Origin of the sequence: Mitsuaria sp. GD03876 (assembly GCF_029840635.1) — a bacterium.
In the GTDB taxonomy this organism is placed as follows: Bacteria; Pseudomonadota; Gammaproteobacteria; order Burkholderiales; family Burkholderiaceae_C; genus Roseateles.
On the sequence record NZ_JAOCCU010000051.1, the window covers coordinates 17,020 to 42,302 of the forward strand.

Sequence of the window (25,283 nt, forward strand, 5' to 3'; positions counted from 1 at the left end):
GGGATCTCGGGGGAAGCGGTCAGCGCATCCACTTGATGGGCGCGGTGACCAGCTCCGGGAACACGGTGAACATCACCAGGATCAGCGTGTAGGTGATCAGGAACGGGTTGACGCCCTTGATGACCTGGTGCATCGACAGCCGGCCCACGCCGGCCACGACGTTGAGCACGGTGCCCACCGGCGGCGTGATCAGGCCGATGGCGCCGTTGAGCACGAACATCAGGCCGAAGTACACCGGGTCGATGCCGGCCTTGACGGCGATGGGCAGCATCACCGGGGCGAAGATCAGGATCGTGGGCGTCAGGTCCAGCGCGGTGCCGATGACCACGAGGATCAGCATCATCAGCGCCATCAGCAGGCGGGGCGACTCGATCAGCCCGCCGAGCCAGCCGCTGAGCACCCCGGGCAGGTCGGCCAGCGTGATCATGTAGCTGGCCACCTGGGCGCCGGCGCACAGGAACATCACGATCGCCGTCGTCTTGGCCGCGCGCACGAGCACGCCGTGCAGCTGGCGCAGGCCCATCTCGCGGTGCACGACGAAGCTGATCACCAGCGCGTAGAACGCGGCGACGACGGCGGCCTCGGTGGGTGTGAAGATGCCGGTCTTCATGCCGCCGATGATGATCAGCGGCATCAGCAGCGCCCAGAAGGCCTGGGCGGTGGCCTTGAGGCGCTCGGCCATCGGCAGCGCGGTGCCGGGCGGCAGGTCGATCTTGCGCAGCTGCAGCTTCCAGGCGATCAGCAGGCCCAGGCCCATGACGAGGCCCGGCACGATGCCGGAGATGAACAGCGCGGAGATCGAGGTGTTGGTCGTCACGCCGTAGATCACGAACGGCATCGACGGCGGGATGATGGGCGCGATGATGCCGCCCGAGGCGATGAGCCCGGCGGAGGTGGCCATCGGATAGCCGTGGCGCTGCATCATCGGCAGCAGGATGGTGGCCAGGGCGGCGGTGTCGGCCAGGGCCGAGCCGCTCATGCTGGCCATCAGCACCGCGGCGCCGATGGCCACGAAGCCCAGCCCGCCGGGGATGTGGCCGACCCAGGCCTGCGCCATCTGGATGATCCGCCGGCTGATGCCGCCGGCGTTCATCAGCTCGCCGGCGAGGATGAAGAACGGCACGGCCAGCAGCGGGAAGCTGTCGATGCCCGCGACCAGGTTCTGCGCCAGCAGCTGGGTGTCCCAGAAGTCCAGCGCCCAGGCCATGCCGGCGCCGGTCAGCACCAGCGCGAAGGCCATCGGGATGCCCAGGCCCATCAGCAGCACCATGCCGGCCGAGAAGACGATGAAGGAGAGTGCTTCGTTGCTCATGATCGTGGCGCCCTGCCCTTACTCGACGTCGGACTCGTGCTCGAGGTCGAGCGGCCGGTTGCGGAGCAACTCCCACAGCGCCATGACCGCGATGGCGGCGCAGGACAGCAGCGCGGGCAGCGGCAGCAGCGCGTTGGAGTAGCCCAGCACGACGGAGTTGCTGTCCAGGCCGACGACGACCTGCTGCCAGGCGCCCCACCCGACCATGACGGCCGCGGCGATGACGGCGACGCGGATCAGCGCGGTGATGACGCGCAGCGCGCCGGGCTTGCGGCGCAGCGGCAGCAGCAGGCTGGTGAAGGCCATGTGCTCGCCCAGCGGGTAGGCGGCGGTGGCGCCGATGAAGACCATCCAGACGAACAGCAGCCGGGAGAGTTCCTCGCTGGCGGCGATGCCGCTGCCGAAGCCGTAGCGCAGCACGACGTTGACGAAGACCGCGAGCGCCATGACGCCCAGGCACAGCGCCATGGCGGCCTCGCTGGCGGTCTGCCAGCGCGAGCGGGGCGCGGCGGCGGCGGGGTCGTGGGCGTCCTGGATGGGGGCGGTCATGGCGCGGTCTCCGGGTTGTTGTGCGACGCCAGCAGCGCGAGGGCGCGCGCGACCTGTTCCGGCAGCGCGAGCGCCGCCGGGACCGTCACGACGCCGGGCTCGCCCGTCGGCGGCTCGAGCGTGGCGAACTGGCTGTCGACCAGGCTCGCCGGGAAGATGTGGCCGGCCGCCCGGGCGGCGACGCGCTGCAGCGCGAGCGGCTTGTCGATGTCGAGGTGGACGAAGCGCAGCGACGGGCAGGCGCGGCGCAGGCGGTCGCGGTAGGCGCGCTTGAGCGCGGAGCAGCTCAGCACGACGGGGGATTGCTCGACGAGCAACTGGCCGAGGCGCTCGAGCCAGCCCCAGCGGTCCTCGTCGGTGAGGGGCAGGCCGGCCTGCATCTTGGCGATCGAGGCCGGGGCGTGGTGGGCGTCGCCTTCGATGAAGGCCCAGCCGAGCGCCTGGGCGAGCGCGTCGCCGACGCTGGTCTTGCCGCAGCCGGCCACGCCCATCACGACGATGGCGCGGGCGGAGATGGCGGCGGCGGTGGCTTGGGGCGAGGTCATTGGATAGCGCTATCCCGAAGTCTGAAAAGAGACGGCGAGTCGGGGAATCCGGGGTCGCCGTCGAGGCCTCGTCGCGGGAGGCGGCCCGCCGCGCGGAGTGACCGGTACGGCGGGATAGCGCTATCTTAGGTGGTGCGTCGAGGCACCAGGATAGGGATTACGCGGGGTTTCATGGCGCGAGGGGTTGCCGGTTGGGTACCCTCCGCCGATGACCATTCGAACGTTCCGGTTCTATTACTTCCCGCGCGGCGAGCGGTATGAGCGCTACCTGAGCTTCACGCATTGGGCGTTCGCCGAATGGTTCCAGCGCAGGCTCAGGCCGATCCGGGAGGAACTCCGAGGTCCGGAAGCCAAGGGCGTCGACATCGTGAATCTCATGTTGTACGAGGACGCTCGTCGCGCGTGGCGGCCGAATGAATGGGGGCAGCGAGGCAACACCTTTGAATTCAGCTTCGTCTGCGACCTTGAGCCGCTGCGGGATCGGCCGTCGATCGACAACATCGCGAAGCTGATGCCGTTCGCCGCGGCGGTGGTCGCGAACGCGCCGTGGCCGCAGGTGCGGGCGCTGGAGCCGGTGCTCGCGGAACCGCTCAGCGATGAGGATCGGGAGAGTTTGGCGCCCTACCTCACCTGGCCGCGGGAATCGTTCTTCCGCGAGATGGGCTATGAAGGCGAGCGCTTGAAAGAGGCGATGGACAAGGCGCGGCGTCAGGCGCGGGAGTTGTTCAAGGAGGCGCGGTATCCGGGTGCAGGCAAACTGGGCTGAACTTGCCCCGCAAAAGCAAGGCCGAGTTATCGCGTCCATCTCAGGCGAGCAAAAAGCGAACGCGCATGTCTTCGGTCCGGCACGCTCGCCGGTGTCTTTCCAAAGAGAGACATGACGACGATCGTCCAGTCTTCGGGATCCGGGCGTTTCGCGGTCTGGACGAGGACATAAGACTGGGTCGCGCGACCGTCTCTCATCGCGGGTTCGCATTCGAAGATCGCAGCGCCACCCCGAGCCCATCGCGTATCGCGGGCAATTCCATTGCAGGCTTTCGCCGCGACTTCCTTCGGTGTGTTTCCCAACGGCAGCGAGTTGTGCTCGACGAAGAGCTCCATCAGCGGTTGGCGGGTTGCGTCATCGCAATCGGCGCCTGATTCGATGACCAGGAATCCGTGATCGGGCGCAGGCACAGGCGTGGTGCAGACGTTCATCGAATCCGGCAGGGTCATCCGGAAGCCGAAGGCGTCGTTGCGGTACTCCTTGGCCGAGGCGAGCACGGGCTGCGCCACGAGCAGGCCGAGCACGATCAGCTTGGCGAACACGTGGCCCTGATCAGCAGGATCTGCCATTCAACAGGCGTCCATCCTTGAGGCCGACTGCAAACGAGCAGAAGTACTTGCCGTCGTTGGCCTTCGAGCAAACAAGGTTGCCCGCGCTCTTGGAGACCAAGTCCCCGGCGCATTGATCCTTGACGGCCTTTTGGGGCATGTCCTTGAACATGTCGGCCGCAGCATCGCCTTCGATGAACATCACCGCGCGATCACGTTTCTCGCCAGGGGCCGGATCGACGAGATGCGCTCCGGCGATCGCGTACTTGCCCTGCAGCGGGCGGTACTCCTGGGCGTCAGCCGCAAATGGGATGAAGCATGCGACGGCCAGCAGCCCGGCGGAAACTTCCAGTGGCTTCACGACCCTTCCCCCTTCTGCTCAGGAATCTTTGGACAACGGGCGGAAGCCGCCTCCGCGACCAGACGGCTTTCAAGCACGCAGACCTGCTCCCCGTCGAAAACCCACGCTTGGCGGGACTGTCTCAAGTCCCGCGCTTGGCGAGAGCGTGACGCATCGTCCAGCTCAAATTGACGGCCATTCGAGGTGACTCGGATGGCCCCCTGCGGAACGGGATCGCGCGAGCCGAAGAGTGAACCCGGGCGGATCTCAGCGAGCGCCCTCACCTGACCATCGGCCTGGATGAATGCGAACTCGGCGGTCGAAGTCCCCCCATTGGCGAACACCGGTCCATTCAGGATCTGGAACGCCGAGGAATTCAGACTGATCAGGCCGAGGCAGATCGCCATCGACGGTCCGAACAAATGGCGCGTGATCGACATGGCGTCATTCCTTCGCGTCGTTCATTCGCCTTGGCAATCCTGGGAAACTGGTCGGAGCAGAAATCCACCGCCTTGCATCGCATGCCACTCCGAAATGTCGCCTACAGCAGTACTACCCGACGGCATCAAGTGGATCGACATGTCGGGCTCCAATGTAGCGCCAGAATTCCGAGAAACTTACGCAGCATACTCACTCAGGACGACTTCTAGAAACACGCGATCGCGCTTAGCCGTAGAGCCAATTCCTCAGAAGGAGCACTGCGGCCGCAATTCCCTCAATGGCCAAGAACGTTAGAACATTACGAAAAAGGGCTTTTGCAGCATGAACCCCTTCTTGAGTGGGTTGCGTAACGTCGCGCACCCTCCCGTCGACACCGCGTTCAGGCTTTACAAGGCCGGCCACACTCCTTGAAAACTGACGCGAAGCCATATGAATACCGCGAATCATGGTAATCAGTCCAGCAATCATTAAAATGATCACCAGCGCTTTTAGCAACGTATCAAACACAACAACTACCCCCCGCAACCGGCCTTAGTTTTTCCAACCGTCAAAGTACAGGTCTTGTAAGTTCCAACAGATAGGGTGCCACCAACCGGCGGCACTCCTTTTAGACCAATAGCAAGGGCGCTCCCGGTGTATGCTCCGTTCGACATCGTAAAGCCATATCCAGGACCAAAGCCCATCACTCCAAACCCTAGATTGACACTAGTAGCCTCGCCCTGGAAGCTAGACAGAGGGCCCCGATTGTATCCCATTACATAGCCAGCACTACCATCAAACCCATACACTTTCGAGTCAGAAAAGAATAGTCCAAAATCCTCGCCCGGCGTATACACAAGCCCGGTTTGAAAACTATAACCACGAATAACAGAAGCCGTCATAGTGAAGCCGGCGTAATACGTATTCACCACCGGATCATTGGGATTTCCAAACACCGAGTACCAAGCTTTAGCAAGCGGACTGTCATAAAGAACTGACCGCAAGTCGGAGAAGCAGTCCGTTCCGTGCGTCGGGTTACAGAGGTTGTACAGGTACCCCCATGCCGCCGTCTTGGCACCATTTGCGAAGCTTCCACCGCCCAACACGGAGCCAGTGCCTCCTACGACGGTACTCGCGATCATGCCGCCGATCAGGCGATTTCCCACCGCGTCTGCAAACGCCATCTTGTAGCCAAGACTTACTTGCGAGAGCGAGGCGCTCAACATGCCGCTGCCGCACCTCCCGCCTTCTGCGACCGAGGTGACACAGCCAGCTACTCCATGCAACGCAACAGCCTGCCAAGAGTTTTCCCCCCAACCGCCATTGGCGCTCCCCTCAAACGATCCAGTCTGAGTAATCGCGTCACCAGCAAAGCTGAACAAGCCTGCACGCAAACTTCCCTGTAGAGCGCCCTTCAAATTTCCCGAAGAAATCGCGCCTGCAGCGAACCCGGAAACAGCTGTACCGAGAGAAGTCAACTCAAGCGTACCGGTCGTACCCATGACGACGAAGTTTGCAGAGTAGTTCGTTAGATATCCCAATGCTTCCGGTGCAATGAGGGCAACCGCGACGGCAATGATGATCGGCTTGAATTTCTTCCAGATCTTCGACAGGAAGGAGTACCCCGTCGGATCCGTGCAGATCAGCGGGCTGTTGTAGCAGTACGCATAGCGGTCATAGTTCTGCAGGTTGAGCATCTCCTGCACGAACGGGTCGGGTTGCATCATCCGACCCAGGGTCGGGTCATACAGCCGGCCGTTCATGTGGACGATGCCCATGTCGTCCAGATGCTCGTGGCCGGTGAAGCCGCGATCGGTGCCCGGGCTGCCGTCGGGCTTCCAGTCCACCACCAGGTTGCCGTACGGGTCGTAGGCGGTGTTGGTGTAGCGGCGCTTGCCGAAGGGGTCGTAGGCGTAACGCGCCGTCACGTTGCCCGCGTGGTCGCTTGTCGCGATCAGGCTGCCAAGCTGGTCCTTGTGCCAGTACTCGAGCTTGAGCGCCGACACCACGCCCAGGTCCGCCGGCGCCATCGCCGCGGCATCCAGCGTCGGCAACGCACCGTTGGTCACCAGCACCGCGATCGACTGGCCACCCGCGCTGACGTAATGCCGGTTGCTCTGCGTGCCATTGGACGCGACCTCGCGCTCGAAGCCCAAGCCGCCTGCGTTGTCCGGGTGCAGGTACCAGGTGATCCGGTTGGACTTGGTCTCCTTGATCCGCTGGTGGCTCTCGTCGTACTTCCAGGTGCTGGTCGGACCGGCGCCGGTGATGGCGTCAGCCATGTTGAAGCTGGTGTACGTCACCGTGCGCCACTTGCCGCCCGTGGCTGAGGTCGCGTTGCCGTTCAGGTCGTAGCCGAAGTTCTGACCCTGGTTCTGGATGCCCTGCACCGCGTGCGGTTTGCCGTTGGCCACGCCCTGCGCGCCGTAGACATAGTTGCCGACATCGCTCTTGGACAGCAGCATGCCCAGCGCGTTGTATTGCAGCGTCACCGTGCGGATGCTGGTGCCCGCCGCGCCGCCGCCCGACACGTCGTATTGCGTCAGCCGGCCCAGCGCGTCATAAGCGAAGGTATCCAGCGCCCCCACGCCACCGCCATCGCCCAGCGCGTCCACGCGACGCAACAGCAGGCCCAGGCTGTCCCACTTGTAGCTCTGGTTGACGGCCGAATTGCTCGCGCCGCCGCCCGCCGTCAGGCCGGCCAGCCGTCCGGTGTCGGACAGGAAGTTCGCGTGGTTGTTGATGCCGTTGCCGTAGCTCGACTGCTCGGCCTTGCCCCATGCGTTGAACGTGCTCGCGGTCCACAACGCCGAGCCCGCCGCCAGCGTCGTGCCGCCGACGTTCACCTGCGTATCCAGCGTCACCGCGCGCAGGAAACCCAGCGCGGTGTACTGGTAGCGGAGCTTCACCCCCGTCGGGTAGGTCTGCGTGAGCAGTCGCCCATTGGCGTCGTAGCTCATCGCCGTGCCGGCGCTAAAGTCGCCCGCGATGTCGGTGCGCTGCTTCTCCACGCGGCCCAGCGCGTCGTACGCGACCTTGCGCGTCACGCCATGGCTGGTGCTGCTCTGGCACAGCTTGCCCTTGCCCATCGCGCAGCCGTCGTAGCTCCACGAGGACGTGTACTCCGGCTCCGCGCGGCTGGTCATGCGCCCCAGCGCGTCGTAGGCCATCGTGGTCCAGCCCGCCACCGGCGTCGCGGTCGTGGAGGCGTCCACGGCCGGGCACGCGCCCGGCGTGTGGCCACCGCGCATCACGGAGCTCTGCTGCGCCTTGAGCTGCCCCAGCGCGTCGTAGCAGTACGCGACGACGCCGGCATCCGGATCGTTCATCGCGACCTTGCGGCCGCGCGCGTCGAAGTCGACGGTGATGCGGTTGCCCAGCGGATCCTTCGTGATCACCAGGTTGCCGAAGGCGTCGTACTGATGCACCACCTCCGCGCTCATCGCATCGCGCGTGCGGATGACCTGCCCGTCGAGGTTCTTCTCCTCGACCTTGGTATGGCCCTGGTCATCGGTGGAAACCGTCGTCAGCCCGTCATAGCTGACGCTGGACTTCGCCATCTGCCGCGCACCGCCGCGATTGCCCGGCAGCACGACCACGCCGGCGTTGCCGCCGGTCTGCTGGTCCGTCACGCTGGTGTCGACCGTGTAGACCGCCGTGGCGCGACCGAGCGCGTCGTACTCGGTCTTGGACAGGCCGTAGGCGCTGTTGCCCGTGGTCGACGAGCCCGTGTTGAGGAAGTACGGCTGCGTCGAGATCACCGCCACGCCGTACCGGTTGTAGTCGACGTCCTGCGCGATCAGCCGCGCGCCGCCGGGCTGGTCGTTGCCGTCGAAGCCCTGCGCGACGCTGCGGATCTTTCGACCCGCGCGATCGAAGTACACCCGTGAGTAGCCCGAGATCGCCGCGCCGCCCTTGAGCGCCACCGTGTGCTCGAAGCGCACCGCGTCCGCCGGCACTTCGCCCTCGATGGGCGCGCCGATCTGCGGCGACGTGCCGTTATGGCAACCCGCGCTGCTGGAGGTCGCATTCCCGCTGGTGGCCGGGTCCATCGCCCCGGTGGACGGGTTGAAGACCTTCAGCCAGCAGTAATAGACCGCCGTGCTCGTGCCGTCCGCGCGCGTCTCCAGCACCTTGCGGCCGAAGTCGTCGACCGCCCAGCTCGTCGCCACCGCCTCGCCGTTGGGACCGACCAGCCGCGTCACCGCGCCGAAGCGCGGGTCGTAGGTCCGCGTCTCGCCCTGGCTCAGCGCGTTGGCCGCATTGGTCGCGAACGTCCCCGCCGGCACGACCACGCTCACCCCCGCCACGGTCACCGTCTGCGTCAGGTAGCTCGCCGACGCGCCGCGTTGCGCGAACTGCGCCGTCGTCGACGCGCCCGCGCAGTTGGCCGTGGTCGTCGCCGTCTTGTTCCCGTACGCGTCGCCGTAGGTGTAGCTCGTCGTGACGCACAGGTTGGGCTGGTCCGGCTCGACGGTCTCGCTCTCGAGCAGGCCGTTGGCCTTGTACGTGAACGCGCTCGTGCGGCTGTAGCTGTAGGACGGGTCCGCCTGCGCGGCGCCCCACCCCATCAGCCCCGCCGCCCCCATCAGCGCCGTCAGCCCGACGCGGGCCCCGCGCCAGGCGCGCCGCGCCTGACCACCGGTCGACCCCTCGGACATCGCGAGCCGGAATGCACGCATGCTCTCTCTCCCTGGTCCGATCAGCTCGGACGTGCGGTTCTTGTCGTGGTTCCCGTTCGGGGACTGTTCAGGCGCGTCGCGCGCTCAGTCATCCAGCAGCAGCTGCAGGATGGCCGACAGCACCGCCGGATTCATCGGCGGCTGGACCGCCTGGCTGCCGGTCGTGGCCGTCGCCGTCGGGGACGTGCCCGCGCTCGCGTTGAGCACGTCGATCAGCTTGGGCACCGAGTTGGTCACCGTCGCGCGGCTCAGCCGCCCCAGGATCCAGTTGTCGCCCGCGATCTTGTTGGCGCAGTTCGCCGTGTCCGGCGCGCAGTAGGTGTTGGTCGTCGTCTTCGTCGACACCTGGTCCGCCTGCCCCGCCACCGTGCCGCGCGTGGTCACCACGATCTGCGTCGGGTCGCCCGTGTCGTTGTAGGTGTTGAGCGTCGTGACCACCGGCAGCGGCGTGCCGTTGAGGTCCCAGCCCGACTCGATGCTGCGGCGCAGGTAGGGCCGCGTGATCCTGGCCGTCGTCGCGCACGGCGCATCCACGCTGGCCGAATCCGGATTGGTCCCCGACGTGCGGTCGCAATAGACGTTCTCGGTCTGGCTCAGCAGGGCCGCGCCCGGCGCGTTCCAGGCGCCACGGCGCGTCTGCGTGCGCTTGGCCACGCCCGCGTACGGTTCCTCCAGCAGGAAGTCCGTCCACACGCTCAGCGCCTCGCCATTGGGCGCGGCGTTCTGCTGCACCGTCTGGCGGAAGCCCAGCAGCCCGCGCCCGTCCACCGCGGCCTTCATGCCGGTGTAGCCGAACTCGGTGCGCACCGTCTCCGCGCCCACGCCCGACTCCTGGTCCAGCGAGCCCACGATCTGGCCCGGCATCATCACATCGGTGAACGGGTACTGGGCCTTGAAGCCGGTGCCCGCGTCGTTGGCGACGCGGCCGCTGGCCATCGCCTCGTAGTTCACCGTGGTCTTGAGCCCCGTCGGCGACACGTAGCTGACGAGCCGGTCCGCCGTCTCGACGTTCGACGCGACGAAGAGCTTGTTCTTCTTGCTCAGGTCGCTCAGGTCCGGCGCGTTGCGCGAGATCCGCAGGAACTCCACCGAGCCCAGCCCGCGGAAGTCTCCCATCAGCAGGTCATAGGTCCCGTCGCTCTGGCCCAGGATCATCCCGTTCATCTCGCCCAGCGCGCTCATCGGCGCCTCGCCGAAGGTGCCGTCGCCGTTGGACAGGAACAGCTGGTTCAGCGACGCGTTGTCGTGCCAGCGGATCAGGTCGTCGCGCCCGTCGCCGTTGACGTCGATCGCGTAGACGCCGTAGTTCTGCCCGATCGAGTTGCCGCCGTTGCTGCTCAGGCCCTGCGACGCGCCCGTCAGGTTGAAGTTGGCGACGTAGAGCGGTCCGGTGCTCGAGTAGCCCGCGCGCAGCGCGTTGTTCGTGCCGCCGGTGCCCGGCTGCAGGCAGTCCGAGCGCCCGTCGCCGTTGAAGTCCAGCGACACCGCGCACGAGCTGCCGCCGGAATAGACCTGCGCCGAGAAGTTGCCGTCGCCGTTGGAGGTCCAGTTGCGGTACTTGCGCGGCGCGCCCGCCGACAGCAGGTCGGCCAGGCCGTCGCCGTTGGTGTCGCGCACGTAGGTCCACGAGTTCAGCGCGCCGAAGCGCCCCGGATCCGAGTACAGCCCGATGTTGTCGACGTTGGTGGGCGTCAGCGCGAAGCGGCCGTCGGCCTGCGCCAGGTAGACCTTGGTGCAGGCGTTGCAGATCGGATAGTCCTCGTCGGCGTTCGGGTCGTCGCGCGGATCCGCGGGCGCGCGCGCCGGCAGCGTCGACGTGATGATGTCCATCCGCCCGTCGCCGTTGACGTCCATGAAGTAGTAGGTCGCCCCGGCGGTCCATCCAAAGCCGGTCCAGTAGGTGTTGCCCGCGCACTGGCCGATGATCGCCAGGATCAGGTCGCGCGAGCGCTCGTCGTTGCCCGCCGCGGCGACATCGCCGCAGAACTGCCGCGACAGCGGATTCGACACCTGGCGCTTGAACGCGATCTGCGCGTTGCCGGTGTCCAGCAGTTGCCGCGTCTGGAAGCTGCCGCTGCCCTGGTTGATGAGGAACTCCGCGCGCGCCGTCTGGCCGCAGGAGCCGCCGCTGGAGTTCAGGTCGTTGAACACGCGGATCACGTCGGGCAGCCCGTCGCCATTGACGTCGGCCACCGTGGACGAGATGCAGCCGTCGGCGCGGTTGAGCGCGCCCATCGACGTCAGCGAGGTCGCGACGCTGCTGAAGCTGCCGTCGCCGTTGCTCTGCAGCAGCTGCGTCTCGCCGGCGTTCTCGGCCCAGCGGATCAGGTCGGTGCGGCCGTCGCCGTTGAAGTCCCCCGCCATCACGCCGTACTTGCCATCCATCGAGGACAGCTTGGTCGACGGCAGGTTGAAGCTGGTCGAGGCCACGCGGTACGCGCTGCCGGTGGCGTAGTTGAAGCGCGCCGGCGGCAGGCACTGGCTGGCGTTGGCGCCGACGCATTCGGAGATCGCCGCCACGCGCGCGCGGCCGGTCAGGCCGCCCTGGGCGTAGTCGATGCGCACCCGCTTGACGAAGAGCCCGCCCGCGGGCGCCGCGCCCGGCTCGGCCGGCGCGGTCGTCGGCGAGTTGATGTAGGTGTCGATCGCGTCCAGGCGCCGCACGCTGACGTTCTTCGAGCCCTGCTGGTAGGACTCCGCCGCGTCGCTGGTCCGACTCGAGTAACGGAAGACCACCTTGTTGCTGGGCAGCTGGCTGCCGTTGCCGGTGTACTGGATCTCGCGGATGTTCCATTCGCGGCCCGGCCCGGTGACGTTGTAGGCGTGGCTGCCCCAGTCGCGCTCGTCGTTCTCGTACTTGAAGTCGATGTAGTTGCCGACGACGTCGCTGATGCGCGCCACCGCCCACACCATCACCGCCGTCTTGCCCTGCGCGACGACCGACGCCTTGGTGTTGACGTCCGCCGACGGCGAGTTGCCGTATTCATAGATCTGGCCGGCCTTGGTCCAGACCTTGAAGTACTGCGGCCCGTTGGCCGCGTCGCTGCCGGTCTGGCCGTAGGCCCGCACGCGCACGAAGCTGTCCTTCTCGGTGCGGTACTCCCGCCAGCCGCTGGACAGGCCCTTGACATCGTCGACCTGCGGGAACGCCACGACATTGCCCGACGCATCCGTCTGGATCAGGCGCTGGCCGTCCAGGCACAGCTTGTCGCCCGGGCCGAACACGACGCCGCCGGGCCGGCCATCGGTGTAGCGGGTGGCCGGGCAGCGCGTGATCATCGAGATGCCCTGCAGCGACCAGCCATGCCCCACCGGGCCGTTGACCCCGCCGCCGGCGTACATGAGGCTCAGGTTGGGCTGCATGCCGCCGATGCCCGGGGGCACGCCGATCGCCTGGCTGTAGGCCGGGCTGCCGGAACTCGAGACGCTGATCTGCGCGAACGCGCCGGTCGCCATGACAGCGCCGACGAAGGCGCACGCGAGCATCCGCCCGGCGCGCAGCGGCGCCACAGCCCATCGATTCATGGATCCTCCCTGGATCGCCGCAGGCGCTGACCCGTCGGCTCACCGGCCGATCGCGTCGCCTTTGCGAAGAAGTATTTGGTTCTGTCAAAGCGAAGTATCGCTTCGCCTTTTTCTGAGTTCGTGACGGACAGGGTCAGGTCTTTCCCTGATCGGCGGGTCATCCGGCTGTCACGCGACCGCGCGGCGCCCGCTCGGCGGCGCGCCGGACCTCGGGGTCATTCCGGGCGTCGCCCGCAGGAGGACAGCGCTATCCTCCCGCCAATGTCCTCCGCACCCGCTTCCAAGCGCCGCCGCGCCACCGGCCGCGCGACCCTGCAAGACGTCGCCCTGGCCGCCGGCGTCAGCCCGATCACCGCGTCGCGCGCGCTGCGCGGGGAACGCAGCGTCGCCGCGGAGCTCGTGGAACGCGTGACCGCCGCGGTCGCGCAGCTCGGCTACGTGCCCGATCCGGCCGCGCGGGCGCTGGCGTCCGCGCGCAGCAACCAGGTCGTCGTGCTGATCCCGTTGCTGTCGAACGCGCTGTTCGTCGACCTGCTCGACGCGGCGCAGCGCACGTTGCTGGCCGCCGGTTACCAGAGCCTGATCGGCGTCACGCACTACCACCCGGAGGAAGAGGAAGCGCTGCTGCGGACTTACCTGATGAACCGGCCGGCCGGCTTGCTGGTCACCGGCTTCGACCGCACGGAAGCCGCCCGCGCGCTGCTCAACGGCAGCGGCGTTCCCTGCGTGCATGTGATGGAGAACCGCGGCGAGGCCGGGCTGCATTCGGTCGGCTTCTCGCAGCAGGCCGCCGGCCACGCGATGACCGCCGAGCTGATGCGACGCGGTTATCGCCGCATCGCGTTCGCCGCCGCTCAGCTGGATCCGCGCACGCTGCAGCGCGCCGCGGGCTATCGTGCCGCGCTCGGCGCGGCCCACGATCCGGCGCTGGAGTTCATGGACGCGGCGCCCTCCTCCTTCGCGCTGGGCGCCGCGCTGTTCGAACGGGTGCTGGCGTCGGCGCCCGACGTGGACGCGATCTTCTTCAACAACGACGACCTCGCGCAGGGCGCGCTGCTGCAGGCCTTGCGGCTGGGCGTGCAGGTGCCGGAGCGGGTGGCCGTCGTCGGTTTCAACGACCTGACCGGCGGGGACCAGATGCTGCCGCCGTTGAGCACCGTGCGCACCCCGCGGGGCGACATCGGCCTGCATGCGGCGAGGATGCTCATCGCGCTGATGCGCAACGAGGCGGTGCCGGAGCCCTGCCTGGATCTGGGCTTCCAGCTGGTGATGCGGGAGAGTTGCTGAGCAACCGGGGAGCTGAGGCCCCGCGGGGCCAAGGGGCCAAGGGGCCAAGGGGCCGCCACGGACGCGGCGGGCCCTGGGTCGGAACGGCGGTGGTCACGACGATGCCGGCCACCGCGGCGCGGTCAGAACGGCGCCGGTCGTCCCGACACGCGCCATTCGCGGCGCGGTGCCCAGGTGGCGCTGACGCGCGCCAGGCCGAAGGGATGACGCGTCTCCAGCCGCACCGGCGGGACGGGCCTTCTGCCGCGGCCCACCGCCGGCATCGGGATCAGCACCGGCACGGTCGCGCGCGGCGCGACATCGATCCAGCCGGCGGCGCTGGGTACCGGCAGGTCGCCGACGGTCACGGCGATGTCGCGGCGGGCCCGGCCGCTGCGATCCGAGACCGACAGCGCCAGCATCACCGTGTCGCCGGCGAAGCCGGGCAGCGGCGGCGTGCAGGACAGGCGCAGGCCGCGCAGCGATTCGATGCCGACGCCCACGCACCCGAGCAGGATCATCAACAGCCCGATGCCGCCGGCCAGGGCCAGCCAGGACTCGAGCGCGACGGCCAGCGCCAGGACCGGCACCACGCAGCCCATCAGCGCCAGGCACGGCAGCGAGGGGGCGATGCGCAGGTCGCGAAAGCGAAGCTCGACCTGGTCCGGCTGGCGCGAGAGGAAGTCGGCGTCGTTCGCGGCGCCTCCCGGCGCGGACGGCACACCGACCCGCGACAGGCTCGCCACCCCGAGGGGTGCGCGGAAGACGCGCGGCGACGGACGACCAGAAGGCGGGATCGACGAAGGGGACATGAGAGGGAACCTCCGAGCGCGTTGACAACACACTCACTGTCTCCCAGCCCCCTTTGCCGCACCATCCTCTCAAATGGTCAAAGAACCGCGCTGACCTACTCAAATGAGTCAGTTCAATCCGCGACGCCCGGGATCGGCTTGATCGGCGACAAGGCCTCCGGCGACGGCGCGACCGGAGCAACCGGCGCGTGATGCGCCTCCGGGCCTTGCGGCGCCGGGTCGGTCGCGTCGAAGGTCTTGCGGCCCCGCACCAGGTAGGAATAGATCACCGGCACCACGACCAGCGTCAGGATCGTCGACGTGATCACGCCGCCGATGATCGCCCGGCCCATCGGCGCCTGGATCTCGCCGCCCTCGTTGAGCGCGATCGCCATCGGCAGCATGCCGAACACCATCGCCGCGGTCGTCATGATGATCGGCCGCATCCGGATCAGGCCGGCTTCCAGCAGCGCCTGCGGCACCGACAGCTCGCGGTCCTTGCGCGCGTGGTTGGCGAAGTCCACCAGCAGGATCGCGTTCTTCGTCACCAGGCCCATCAGCATCACCAGGCCGATCATCGAGAACACGTTCAGCGTCGTCTTCCACAGCAGCAGCGCCAGCATCACGCCGATCAGCGCCAGCGGCAGCGACGCCATGATCGCGATCGGCTGCACGAAGCTGCCGAACTGGCTGGCCAGCACGATGTAAATGAAGATCAGCGCCAGCCCCATCGCGATCAGCAGCCCGTTGAAGGCTTCCGCCTGCTGCTTGCCGTCGCCGTCGACCATGAAGCTGATGCCCGGGGGCAGCTGCGTCTCCTTGATCAGCTTCTGCACGTCGGCGTTGACGTCGCCGCCCGGGCGGCCCTGCACGCCGGCATACACCGCCTCGCGGCGCTGCAGGTTCTGGCGGCGGATCACCTCGGGGTTGAACACCGGCACGATCGTGGCGACCTGCTCCAGCGCGATCGGCGAACCGTCCTTGGCGAACGCCACCGGCAGCCCGCGCATCTGCTCCAGGCTCTGGCGCTGGGTCTTGGGCAGGCGCAGCAGCACCTCGACCTGGTTGCCGTCGGGCGTGGTCCAGTAGGTCGCGACCTCGCCGTTGACATAGGCGCGCAGCGACGAGGCCACCTGCACCGCGTTGAGCCCCAGCTCGCGCACCGCCGAGTCGCTCAGCTTCACCGCGAACGCGGGCAGCCCCGGCTTGACGGTGGTGTCGACGTCGACCGCGCCCTTGATCTTCTTGACCTTCTCGGCGAAGTCCTTGGCCACCTGCGTCAGCACCTCCGGGTCGCTGCCCAGGATCGTCACCCACACCGGGCGGTTGAAGCCCACGCTGACCTCGACGCCGGGGATGCGCGCGATCTCGGCGCGGATCGCGTCCTCGACCTGGGTCTGGGTGCGCTTGCGCAGCTTGCGGTCCACCAGCGCGATGTCCAGGTTGGCCTGGTTGCGGCCGGTGGCCATGCCCTCGCCGCTGCTGCCCACGACGGTGGAGACCGTCTTGACCTCCGGGAACCTCGCCAGGATCTCCTCGACCTGGCGCACCTTGGCGTCGCCGCGGTCCAGGCTGGTGGCCACCGGCATGCGCAGCGTCAGGTGCGTGAAGCCCTGGTCGACCTGCGGCTGGAACTCGCTGCCCACCGCCGGCACCAGCAGGATGGCCGCCACGAAGCTCGCCACGCCCGTGCCGGTCACGATGCCGCGCGGCGTGATCGTGGCCGAGCGCAGCCGGCGCGGCGCGGTCTTGTCGCGCGCGCCGTCGGCGCCGAAGGGCCGCGCGAACGCCGGCAGCACCCACAGCCGGTAGCGCCGGCCAGAGAACACCCAGCGCAGCGTCTTCTCGTAGACCGCGTGCAGCACGTCCATGCCGCGGTCGGTCAGCCGGATCAGGTGGCCGATCACCGGCACCTTCTTGACGTAGGTGCTGGGCGGGTCCGGCCACACCGACGACAGCATCGGATCCAGCGTGAAGCTGACGAACAGCGACACCAGCACCGCCACCGCGACGGTGATGCCGAACGGGTAGAAGAACTTGCCGACGATGCCGCCCATGAACGCGACCGGCACGAACACCGCGCAGATCGCGAAGGTCGTGGCCATCACCGCCAGGCCGATCTCGTTGGTGCCGTCCTCGGCCGCCTGGTGGTGGCCCTTGCCCATGCCGACGTGGCGCACGATGTTCTCTCGCACCACGATCGCGTCGTCGATCAGCAGCCCGATGCACAGGCTCAGCGCCATCATCGTCATGAAGTTCAGCGTGAAGCCGAACGCGTAGATCGCGATGAAGCTGGAGATCACCGAGATCGGCAGCGTCAGCCCGGTGATGATGGTCGAGCGCCAGCTGTGCAGGAACAGGAACACGATCGCCACCGTCAGCAGCGCGCCCTCGATCAGCGTGTGGCGCAGCCCGTCCAGCGAGTGCTTCACGAAGTCGCTGTTGACGTAGACCAGGCGCAGCTCCATGTCCTTGGGCAGCGTCTTGCGCAGCTCCTCGACCGCGGCCTTCACCGCCTCGCCGGTCTGGACGATGTTGGCGTCCTGCTGCTTGAAGATGTTGAAGCTGACCGCCGGCTGGCCGTTGATGCGGGCGATGGAGTCGAGCTCGCGCTCGCGCTCGCTGAGCACGCCCAGGTCGCCCAGCGTCAGCGCCAGGTCGCCGCGGCGCGCGACGACGACGTTGACGAATTCCTTCGGGTCCTTGACCTTGCCCTCGACGCGCAGCATCGCGTCGTCGTAGCGGTTGGAGATCAGGCCCACCGGCGCGTCGGTGTTGGCGGCGTTGAGCGCCTTGGAGATCTCCGCCGGGGTGATGTTGTAGGCGCGCAGCCGCGTGGGATCGAGGTCGATGCGCACCTCGCGCACCGCCATGCCGCCGACGTCGACCTTGGCCACGCCCTCGACGCGGCCCAGCCGCTTGGAGATCGTCAGGTCGGCCAGCATCGACAGCTCGCGCAGCGTGCGGTTGGGGCTCAGCAGCGCGGCCACGATGATCGGCTGCGCGTTCTCGCCCTGGAAGCGCTGCACCATCGGCGGCTTCACGTCGCGCGGGAACTGCGCCTGCGCCATCGCCACGCGGTCGCGGATCTCCTGCATGCCGCGGTTCATGTCGGCGTTCAGCGAGAACTCGACCGAGGTCTGCACCCGGCCCTCGAAGCTGCGCGACTGCACCCGCTCGACGCCGGCGATCGTGTTGAGCGCCTCCTCCAACGGCTTGGCCACCTCGCGCTCCACCGCCTCGGGCGAGGCGCCGGGGTACTGGATGTCGATCTGGGCGCCGGGGAAGGAAATGTCGGGCGACTGCTCGACGCCCAGCTTGGAATACGCCACCAACCCCAGCACGCACAAGGCGACCATCACCATCGTGGCGAAGACGGGGTTGCGGATCGAGACGCGGGTCATCCACATGGTCGCGTCCCCTTACTGCGCCGCGGCGCTGGCGCCCGAGGCATCCATCGCGCTGGCCACGCTCGCCTTGGGCGCGCGGATCTCGGCGCGTTCGCCCTCCTTGAGGTTGTCGAAGCGCGCGCCCAGCACCTGGGACGTCGGCGTCACGCCGGCGAGGATCTCGACGCGGCCCTCGCGCGCGTCGCGGCGGCCGGTGGTGACGATGCGGCGCACCAGCGTGCCCTTGTCGATCATCCAGACGTGTTCCTGGCCCGAGACGCTGCCGATCGCGGTGACCGGCACCGTCAGGCGCTGCTTGTCGTCGGGCAGCTCGACGCGGGCGACCGCGTACTGGCCGGCGCGGAAACGCTCGCCGGGGTTGTCCAGCGACAGCGTCACGCCGATCGAACGGGTGCCGGGCTCGGCGGCCGGCGCGATGCGCGCGATCTTCGCGGTCACCGGCGCGTCGCTGCCCTCCACCTTCACCTGCACCGACATGCCGGGCGAGAGCTTGCCCACCTCGTGCGTGCCGACCAGGCCGGCCAGTTCCAGCCGCGACAGGTCGACGATGGTCAGCACCTGCTGCTCGGCGGCCACCTTCTCGCCGGGCAGCGTGTGGCGCTTGGCGACGATGCCGTCGATCGGCGACACCAGCGCCGCCTGGCGCAGCAGCACCTCGCTGGTGCCCAGTTGCGCCTGGGCCGACAGCATCTGGCCGCGGGCGGACTCGAGCTGGGCGCGGGAGTTGTCGAGCGCGGTCGGCGCGATGAAGTTCTGCGAGGCCAGGCCCTGGTTGGCCTTGAACTGGCGCTCGGACTGCTCGTACATGGCGCGCGCCGATTCGACGCTGGCGCTGCGCTCGGCGACCTTGTGGCGCAGCTCCTCCAGGTCGAGCTGGCCCAGCACCTGGCCGGCATGCACCCGGTTGCCTTCGGCGACCGCCAGGCGGTCCAGGCTGCCCGAGGCCTTGGCCCGCACGATCACCGTGTTGGGCGCCACCAGCGGGCCGGAGAACTCGATCAGGCCGGGCATCGCGGCGAGCGTCGGCTTGACGATCTCGTTCGCCTGGAACTCCAGCGCCGGTTTCTCCGGATCCTTCTTCGGAGCGGATGCCTGGCTCCCGCTCGTCGCGTAGACACCGGCGCCGCCCGCCAGCACGGCCACCGCCACGCCACCCAACCACCACTGCTTGCGCATGATCTCCCCCATCTTCGACACGGGATCACCGGATCGATGATCCTTGAATGCGGCGGAGTGTAGGAATCCCCAAATTGGCGCGTCAGCGACCTGCGACGAATTGCAGTTTGCGTGTCATAGCCTGCTTTTCTTTGCTACTGAAATCGACACGCCTAGCGACGAATTGCTAGTCATTGCGACGAAACGGCAGGTATGAGCGATTGCCAGCCATTGGTAAATGGCTGTCGAGCGGTCGACAGCGATAGCTGGAAGCTCAGCCGGCGGGCGGGGCCGCCCGCCTTGGGGCCGACTCAGCCCGCGTCGGGGCGCTGGGCGGCGATGGCGGGGATGGGCAGCTCGACGTCCGCGCACTGCGCGCGGTCCATCAGCACGTGGTCGATGACGACCAGCGCCAGCATCGCCTCGGCGATCGGCGTCGCGCGGATGCCGACGCAGGGATCGTGGCGGCCGAAGGTCTCGACCACGGTCGGCTCGCCGGCGCGGTTGATCGACGGCCGGGGCGTGCGGATCGAACTGGTGGGCTTGATCGCGATCGAGACCCGCAGGTCCTGGCCGCTGGAGATGCCGCCGAGCACGCCGCCGGCGTTGTTGCCGACGAAACCTTCCGGCGTCAGCGCGTCGCCGTGCTGGCTGCCGCGCTGGCGCACGCTGTCGAAGCCCGCGCCGATCTCGACGCCCTTGACCGCGTTGATGCCCATCATCGCGTAGGCGATGTCGGCGTCGAGCTTGTCGAACAGCGGCTGGCCCAGGCCGGCCGGCATGCCGGTGGCCTCGACCGTCAGCTTGGCGCCGACCGAGTCGCCGTCCTTGCGCAGCGCGTCCATGTAGGCCTCGAGCGCCTCGATCTGCGACGCGTTGGCGGCGAAGAACGGGTTCTGGCCGACGTGGTCCCAGCCTTCGAACGCGATGTCGATCTCGCCCAGCGCCGTCATGCAGCCGCGGAACTGGATGCCCAGTTCCTGGCGCAGCCATTTGCGGGCGACCGCGCCGGCCGCCACCATCGGCGCCGTCAGCCGCGCCGACGAGCGGCCGCCGCCGCGCGGATCGCGCAGGCCGTACTTGCGCCAGTAGGTGTAATCGGCGTGGCCGGGGCGGAAGGTGTCGAGGATGTTCCCGTAGTCCTTGCTGCGCTGGTCGACATTGCGGATCAGCAGCGCGATCGGGGTGCCGGTGGTCAGGCCCTCGTAGACGCCCGACAGGATCTCGACCTGGTCCGGTTCCTGGCGCTGCGTCACGTGGCGCGAGGTGCCGGGACGGCGGCGGTCGAGCTCGGGCTGGATGTCCTCGACCGACAGCGCCAGCCCCGGCGGGCAGCCGTCGATCACGCAGCCGATGGCCGGACCGTGGCTCTCGCCGAAGTTGGTGACGCGAAACAAGCTGCCGAAAGTGCTGCCGGACATCTGAGAACCTGCCGAGGCGGGAGAAACCGAAGCGGTCGATTCTACGAGCGCGGCCTGGGCGACCGGCGCGTCACGCGCCCTCGTCCCGGCCGCGCCAGCCTCATTAAGCGATGAACTCAGCGCTCGGAGACGGCGAGGCGTCGGCCGCGGCGTCGACATCCGTGCCGGCCGCCGCCTCCGCCGCGATCCGGGCCTGCGCCGCAGAATCGCGCTCGAAGACGGCGATCGACTCCACGTGCGCCGTGTGCGGGAACATGTTCACCGTGCCCGCCCTCGTGCAGCGATAGCCGGCCACGTGGACCAGCAGGCCGGCGTCGCGCGCCAGCGTCGCCGGAGCGCAGGAGACGTAGACGATGCGTTCCGGCGGCGTCCAGCCCGGCGCCCGCGACGGATCCTTGACCAGGTCCGCCAGCGCCTTGACCAGCGCGAACGCGCCTTCGCGCGGCGGATCGATCAGCCAGCGGTCGGACACGCCGTCGGCGGCCAGCAGCTCCGGCGTCATCTCGAACAGGTTGCGGGCCACGAAGCTGGCCTTGTGCTCGAGCCGGTTGCGCGCCGCGTTCTCGCGCGAGCGCTGCACCAGCGCCTCGCTGCCCTCGATGCCGAGCACCTCGCGCGCCTGCGTCGCCAGCGGCAGCGTGAAGTTGCCCAGGCCGCAGAACCAGTCGATCACGCGCTCGCCCGGTTGCACGTCCAGCAGCCGCAGCGCGCGGCCGACCAGCACCGTGTTGATGTGGTGGTTGACCTGGGTGAAGTCGGTCGGCTTGAACGGCATCAGCACGCCGAACTCGGGCAGCGTGTAGGCCAGCTCGGGGCCGCCCTGGTCGAGCAGGTGCACCGTCTCCGGGCCCTTGGGCTGCAGCCACCACTGCACGCCGGGATGCGCCTGCGCGAACGCGCGCAGCTTGGCGACGTCGCCGTCGCTGAGCGGCTCCAGGTGGCGCAGCACCAGCGCGATCACCTGCGTGCCATCGGTGTCGCCGATGGCCAGCTCGATCTGCGGCAGCCGGTCGCGCGCATCCATCGCGCCGATCAGCTCGCGCAGCGGCATCAGCATCGCGCTGACATGTTCCGGCAGCACCTTGCAGACCTGCATGTCGGCGATGTAGCGGCTCTTGCGCTCGTGGAAGCCCACCAGCACATGGCCCTTCTTCGGCACGTAGCGCACCGACAGCCGGGCGCGGTAACGGTATCCGGTGGCCGGGCCCTCGATCGGGCGCAGCAGCGCCTCGGCCTTGACCTTGCCCAGGTGCCAGAGGTTGTCCTCGAGGACACGTTGCTTGACCGCGACCTGCGCGGCCGGGTGCAGGTGCTGCATCTTGCAGCCGCCGCAGGCGCCTGGATGCAGGCCGAAATGCGGGCAGACGGGGCGCACGCGCTGCGAACTCTCCCGGCGCATCGCGACCAGCGCGGCCTGCTCCCAGTTGTTCTTCTTGCGGCCGACGGTGACCTGGACTTCCTCGCCCGGCAACGCGCCCTCGATGAACACGACCTTGCCTTCGCTGTTGTGGGCGACGCCCTGCGCTTCAAGGTCCAGCGATTCGACCTTCAGCCATTCCGATACATCAGTCATGGGCGCGCATTATCCCAGCGGCGCTCGATGACGACCCTCACCCCCCGCCCTCTCCCGCGGTGCGGGCGAGGGAGCCATGCAAGACCGCTGGCCCACCCACCGCGACCGACGACGACCGACAGCGGTCGATCCGGTCGATCGACGCAGGGTCTAGAAGATGGAATCCCGGCTGATGCCCTGGCGCATCATGTTGCGCTTGAGCTTGGCCAGCGCCTCGATCTGGATCTGGCGGATGCGCTCGCGCGTCAGCCCCAGCCGCACCGCCAGGATGTCCAGCGTCTCCGGCTCGCGGTCCGCCAGGCCGTAGCGGCCGGCGAGCACCTCGCGCTCGCGGTCGCTCAGGGAGGCGAGGCCGCTCTTGAGCAGGTCCTCGAGCTCATGGCTGAGCCGATGCCCCGCCGGATCGACCGCCTGCTCGTCCGCGACGAGGTCCAGCATCGACTCGCCGCCGTCGCCGTTGCGATCGACCGGCGAATCCAGCGAACTCGGCAGTTCCGCGTAGGCGAGCAGCTCGGCGATCTCGTCGACCGGCCGGCCCAGCGCCTGGGCGACGTCCTCGGCGCGCACGACGCCTTCGCCGCCGCGTTCCGCCGCCACCGCTTCCAGCGCGCGCCGGGCCTTCAGCACCTGATTCAGCTCGCGCACGATATGCACCGGCAGGCGCACCAGCCGCGCTTGGTGCATCAGCGCGCGTTCCACCGCCTGGCGGATCCACCAGCTGGCGTAGGTCGAGAAACGGAAACCGCGTTCGGGCTCGAACTTGCCGATCGCGTGCATCAGGCCGAGGTTGCCTTCCTCGATGAGGTCGCTCATCGGCAGGCCGCGGCCCAGGTAGTTCTTGGCGATGCTGACGACCAGGCGCAGGTTGTGCTCGATCATGGCCTGGCGGGCCTCGAAGTCGCCGGCGCGCGCCTTCACGGCGGTGTCGAACTCTTCCTGAGGGGTGAGCAGCGGCGTGCGCCGAATGTCGCGCAGGTAGGCCTGCAGCGCGTTGGTCGCATCGCCGTCGGCGGGACCGAGGTCGCCCTTGCGGGCCTTGGCGCGCCCTTCGCCGGCATCGGCGTCGCGCAGCGCGCGGACGTCCTCGTCGTCGGATTCGCCGTCCTCGGCGGGATGCGCGGCCTGGCCGGCGCCGTCGGCCGACGCGCCGGCCTCGCGCTCGTCGGCCGGGTCCGCGGCGCCGTCGGCCGCGAGCTCGGGGGGCAATTGGAATCGGCCTGGATGTCCGGGGTGGTCCAGGCCTTCAGGCAGATGCCCGTCGGAGGAAGCGGCGCGTTGCAAGTTCATGTCGCGGCGCCTCCTTGAGCGCCTCAGCGCGCGGGCAGCAGCCTGGAAGGATCGATCGGCTTGCCCTGCTTGCGCACCTCGAAGTGCAGCCTCACCGCGTCCGCGTCGCTGCTACCCATCTCGGCGATCTTCTGTCCCTTGCGCACCACCTGGTCTTCCTTCACCAGCAGCGTCTGGTTATGCGCGTAGGCCGTCAGATAGTTCGTGCTGTGCTTGATGATGATCATGTTGCCGTATCCGCGCAACCCCGCGCCCGCGTACATCACGCGGCCATCGGCGGCGGCGAAGACGGGGTCGCCGGCCTTGCCGGAGAAGGCCAGGCCCTTGTTGCGGACCTCGTCGAAACCGGCCGCCACGGGGCCGGACGACGGCCAGCCCCAGCTGATGTCGTCGTCGTCCCTGGCGGCCAGCGGCACCGCCGGCGCGGTCGCGCCGCTGGCTGGCGCCGAGGCGGCGGCCGTCGTCGTCGCCGGAGCCGGGGACTTGCCATCCAGCGGACGGGTCTCGACCTTGGAGGTCGCCAGCGGCTTGGTGGTCACCGCGGTCGGGTCCACGCCCGGCGGGACCACGCGCAAGACCTGACCCACCTCGATCAGGTTGGGGTTCTCCATGCCGTTCCAGCGGACGACGTCGCGCCAGCCCTGGCCGTTGTCCATCGCGATGCGGATCAGCGTGTCGCCCGGCTTGACGGTGTAGTAGCCGGGTTTGCCGGCGTTCTCGGCGCCGGGCAGCGGTTTCGATTCGGGGGCCGGCGTCACGGCCGTGCCGGGGATCGAGGATTGCGCGGTCGAGCCCTTGCCGACGGGGCGGTCCTCCACCGGGGCGCGGTGCGGCGTGTTCTGGCAGCCCGCGAGCGCCATCAGCACCACGGTGGCTCCAAGCAGCGGAAGACGGAAGAGTTGTTGCATGCGCGCGTGTGGATCGTTGCGGAAAGGCCAGGCGCGGCGCCGTGAGGCGGCCGCGCTACAGGACCCCTGATTTTAGGGGCACGAACAGGACCGCTTCATGCAGGCTGCGCACGAAGCGCGAGCCCGCGGCGTCGCGGACATGGTCGATGAGGACCAGGACTTGCCCGCGGCCGCTGGGCGCGGTCATCGGCGCGACCAGCCGCCCGCCGGGCGCGAGCTGGTCCAGCCAGGCCTGGGGAATGTTGTCGCCGCCCGCGGCGGAGATGATGCTGTCGTACGGCGCGGACGGCGCGTGGCCGAGCATGCCGTCGCCGTAGACCAGCCGGACCTGGTGCTGACCCGCGAGATTGGCGCGCGCCTTGTCGTGCAGCGGCCGCAGGCGCTCCACCGACACCACCTGTTTCGAGAGTTGCACCAGCAGCGCCGCCTGGTAGCCGCAGCCGGTGCCGATCTCCAGCACCTTGCCGAGGTGGCCGCGTTGCTGCGCGCCGGGCGCGGCCAGCATCAGCGCCATCATCCGGCCCACGACAGACGGCTTGGAGATGGTCTGGCCGTGGCCGATCGGCAGGCTGGTGTCCTCGTACGCCTGGGTGGCGAGCGCGGAGTCGACGAAGGCATGCCGCGGCACGCTGGCCAGCGCCTGCAGCACGCGCTCGTCGGCCAGGCCGTCGCGGCGCAGCCGCTGCACCATGCGCTGGCGCACGCCCGCCGAATCCAGGCCGAGGCCGATCGGCGTCGTCTGCCGGGCCTTGATGGCGGCGGCCTGCTGCCAGTGGCCCTGCGGC

18 protein-coding genes are annotated in these 25,283 nt (G+C 68.5%); 2 read left to right on the top strand and 16 right to left on the bottom strand.

The window, feature by feature from the left end; translation table 11 throughout:
• Positions 1 to 19 precede the first annotated feature (19 nt).
• From N5D62_RS23965 to N5D62_RS23975, 3 genes are read right to left on the bottom strand one after another with little or no spacing between them, the layout of a single operon-like run.
• Complete coding sequence (locus N5D62_RS23965) at positions 20 to 1,312, bottom strand: TRAP transporter large permease subunit (protein ID WP_279760469.1); 1,293 nt, start codon at positions 1,310 to 1,312, stop codon at positions 20 to 22.
• Between the two features lie 18 nt (positions 1,313 to 1,330).
• Positions 1,331 to 1,861, bottom strand: a complete 531-nt coding sequence (locus tag N5D62_RS23970; RefSeq protein ID WP_279760470.1) for a TRAP transporter small permease subunit — start codon at positions 1,859 to 1,861, stop codon at positions 1,331 to 1,333.
• Positions 1,858 to 2,352: a gluconokinase gene (locus N5D62_RS23975; RefSeq protein ID WP_279760484.1), complete on the bottom strand. Its 495-nt coding sequence runs from the start codon at positions 2,350 to 2,352 to the stop codon at positions 1,858 to 1,860. The genes N5D62_RS23970 and N5D62_RS23975 overlap by 4 nt, the downstream gene beginning before the upstream one ends.
• A gap of 262 nt (positions 2,353 to 2,614) precedes the next feature.
• On the opposite strand from N5D62_RS23975, the gene N5D62_RS23980 reads away from it, so the two are divergent.
• Positions 2,615 to 3,172: a hypothetical protein gene (locus N5D62_RS23980; protein WP_279760471.1), complete on the top strand. Its 558-nt coding sequence runs from the start codon at positions 2,615 to 2,617 to the stop codon at positions 3,170 to 3,172.
• A 26-nt stretch (positions 3,173 to 3,198) separates the two neighbouring features.
• On the opposite strand, the gene N5D62_RS23985 is transcribed toward N5D62_RS23980, so the two are convergent.
• From N5D62_RS23985 to N5D62_RS24005, 5 genes are all read right to left on the bottom strand, one after another.
• Positions 3,199 to 3,741 carry a hypothetical protein gene (locus N5D62_RS23985; RefSeq protein ID WP_279760472.1) on the bottom strand — a complete coding sequence of 181 codons (543 nt, stop codon included), beginning with the start codon at positions 3,739 to 3,741 and terminating at the stop codon, positions 3,199 to 3,201.
• Positions 3,725 to 4,081 carry a hypothetical protein gene (locus N5D62_RS23990; RefSeq protein WP_279760473.1) on the bottom strand — a complete coding sequence of 119 codons (357 nt, stop codon included), beginning with the start codon at positions 4,079 to 4,081 and terminating at the stop codon, positions 3,725 to 3,727. Before N5D62_RS23990 ends, N5D62_RS23985 begins: the two co-directional genes overlap by 17 nt.
• Positions 4,078 to 4,500: a hypothetical protein gene (locus tag N5D62_RS23995; RefSeq protein ID WP_279760474.1), complete on the bottom strand. Its 423-nt coding sequence runs from the start codon at positions 4,498 to 4,500 to the stop codon at positions 4,078 to 4,080. Before N5D62_RS23995 ends, N5D62_RS23990 begins: the two co-directional genes overlap by 4 nt.
• Before the next feature lie 513 nt (positions 4,501 to 5,013).
• Positions 5,014 to 9,162 carry an RHS repeat-associated core domain-containing protein gene (locus tag N5D62_RS24000; RefSeq protein ID WP_279760475.1) on the bottom strand — a complete coding sequence of 1,383 codons (4,149 nt, stop codon included), beginning with the start codon at positions 9,160 to 9,162 and terminating at the stop codon, positions 5,014 to 5,016.
• Positions 9,163 to 9,246: 84 nt separating this feature from the next.
• Entirely contained in the window at positions 9,247 to 12,687 is a 3,441-nt protein-coding gene (locus N5D62_RS24005; RefSeq protein WP_279760476.1) for an FG-GAP-like repeat-containing protein, read from the bottom strand.
• Between the two features lie 261 nt (positions 12,688 to 12,948).
• Between N5D62_RS24005 and N5D62_RS24010 the strand changes: the two genes are divergently transcribed.
• Complete coding sequence (locus N5D62_RS24010) at positions 12,949 to 13,974, top strand: LacI family DNA-binding transcriptional regulator (protein WP_279760477.1); 1,026 nt, start codon at positions 12,949 to 12,951, stop codon at positions 13,972 to 13,974.
• 122 nt (positions 13,975 to 14,096) lie between these two features.
• On the opposite strand, the gene N5D62_RS24015 is transcribed toward N5D62_RS24010, so the two are convergent.
• The 8 genes from N5D62_RS24015 to N5D62_RS24050 form a co-directional block, all read right to left on the bottom strand.
• Positions 14,097 to 14,765 carry a hypothetical protein gene (locus tag N5D62_RS24015; RefSeq protein ID WP_279760478.1) on the bottom strand — a complete coding sequence of 223 codons (669 nt, stop codon included), beginning with the start codon at positions 14,763 to 14,765 and terminating at the stop codon, positions 14,097 to 14,099.
• A 113-nt stretch (positions 14,766 to 14,878) separates the two neighbouring features.
• Entirely contained in the window at positions 14,879 to 18,154 is a 3,276-nt protein-coding gene (locus N5D62_RS24020; protein ID WP_279760479.1) for an efflux RND transporter permease subunit, read from the bottom strand.
• Between the two features lie 12 nt (positions 18,155 to 18,166).
• Positions 18,167 to 19,342 carry an efflux RND transporter periplasmic adaptor subunit gene (locus N5D62_RS24025; protein ID WP_279760485.1) on the bottom strand — a complete coding sequence of 392 codons (1,176 nt, stop codon included), beginning with the start codon at positions 19,340 to 19,342 and terminating at the stop codon, positions 18,167 to 18,169.
• Between the two features lie 278 nt (positions 19,343 to 19,620).
• On the bottom strand, positions 19,621 to 20,730 hold the full coding sequence (aroC, locus tag N5D62_RS24030) for a chorismate synthase (protein WP_279760480.1): 1,110 nt from the start codon (positions 20,728 to 20,730) through the stop codon (positions 19,621 to 19,623).
• 103 nt (positions 20,731 to 20,833) lie between these two features.
• Complete coding sequence (gene rlmD / locus N5D62_RS24035; RefSeq protein WP_279760481.1) at positions 20,834 to 22,303, bottom strand: 23S rRNA (uracil(1939)-C(5))-methyltransferase RlmD; 1,470 nt, start codon at positions 22,301 to 22,303, stop codon at positions 20,834 to 20,836.
• Positions 22,304 to 22,453: 150 nt separating this feature from the next.
• Complete coding sequence (gene rpoS, locus N5D62_RS24040; protein WP_279760482.1) at positions 22,454 to 23,590, bottom strand: RNA polymerase sigma factor RpoS; 1,137 nt, start codon at positions 23,588 to 23,590, stop codon at positions 22,454 to 22,456.
• Between the two features lie 23 nt (positions 23,591 to 23,613).
• Positions 23,614 to 24,498, bottom strand: a complete 885-nt coding sequence (locus N5D62_RS24045) for a peptidoglycan DD-metalloendopeptidase family protein (protein ID WP_279760483.1) — start codon at positions 24,496 to 24,498, stop codon at positions 23,614 to 23,616.
• A gap of 55 nt (positions 24,499 to 24,553) precedes the next feature.
• Positions 24,554 to 25,252, bottom strand: coding sequence for a protein-L-isoaspartate(D-aspartate) O-methyltransferase (locus tag N5D62_RS24050; protein ID WP_279760486.1), 699 nt, complete (start codon positions 25,250 to 25,252; stop codon positions 24,554 to 24,556).
• Positions 25,253 to 25,283: the final 31 nt, after the last annotated feature.

Excerpts from the sequence above, each read along its gene's own strand:
- N5D62_RS23980 (WP_279760471.1), top strand. The coding sequence starts at position 2,615 with ATGACCATTCGAACGTTCCGGTTCTATTACTTCCCGCGCGGCGAGCGG.
- N5D62_RS24025 (WP_279760485.1), bottom strand. The coding sequence starts at position 19,342 with ATGGGGGAGATCATGCGCAAGCAGTGGTGGTTGGGTGGCGTGGCGGTG.
- N5D62_RS23995 (WP_279760474.1), bottom strand. The coding sequence starts at position 4,500 with ATGTCGATCACGCGCCATTTGTTCGGACCGTCGATGGCGATCTGCCTC.
- N5D62_RS24005 (WP_279760476.1), bottom strand. The coding sequence starts at position 12,687 with ATGAATCGATGGGCTGTGGCGCCGCTGCGCGCCGGGCGGATGCTCGCG.
- N5D62_RS24020 (WP_279760479.1), bottom strand. The coding sequence starts at position 18,154 with ATGTGGATGACCCGCGTCTCGATCCGCAACCCCGTCTTCGCCACGATG.
- N5D62_RS23975 (WP_279760484.1), bottom strand. The coding sequence starts at position 2,352 with ATGGGCGTGGCCGGCTGCGGCAAGACCAGCGTCGGCGACGCGCTCGCC.
- N5D62_RS23965 (WP_279760469.1), bottom strand. The coding sequence starts at position 1,312 with ATGAGCAACGAAGCACTCTCCTTCATCGTCTTCTCGGCCGGCATGGTG.
- rpoS (WP_279760482.1), bottom strand. The coding sequence starts at position 23,590 with ATGAACTTGCAACGCGCCGCTTCCTCCGACGGGCATCTGCCTGAAGGC.
- N5D62_RS23985 (WP_279760472.1), bottom strand. The coding sequence starts at position 3,741 with ATGGCAGATCCTGCTGATCAGGGCCACGTGTTCGCCAAGCTGATCGTG.
- N5D62_RS24000 (WP_279760475.1), bottom strand. The coding sequence starts at position 9,162 with ATGCGTGCATTCCGGCTCGCGATGTCCGAGGGGTCGACCGGTGGTCAG.
- rlmD (WP_279760481.1), bottom strand. The coding sequence starts at position 22,303 with ATGACTGATGTATCGGAATGGCTGAAGGTCGAATCGCTGGACCTTGAA.
- N5D62_RS24015 (WP_279760478.1), bottom strand. The coding sequence starts at position 14,765 with ATGTCCCCTTCGTCGATCCCGCCTTCTGGTCGTCCGTCGCCGCGCGTC.
- N5D62_RS24045 (WP_279760483.1), bottom strand. The coding sequence starts at position 24,498 with ATGCAACAACTCTTCCGTCTTCCGCTGCTTGGAGCCACCGTGGTGCTG.
- aroC (WP_279760480.1), bottom strand. The coding sequence starts at position 20,730 with ATGTCCGGCAGCACTTTCGGCAGCTTGTTTCGCGTCACCAACTTCGGC.
- N5D62_RS24010 (WP_279760477.1), top strand. The coding sequence starts at position 12,949 with ATGTCCTCCGCACCCGCTTCCAAGCGCCGCCGCGCCACCGGCCGCGCG.
- N5D62_RS23970 (WP_279760470.1), bottom strand. The coding sequence starts at position 1,861 with ATGACCGCCCCCATCCAGGACGCCCACGACCCCGCCGCCGCCGCGCCC.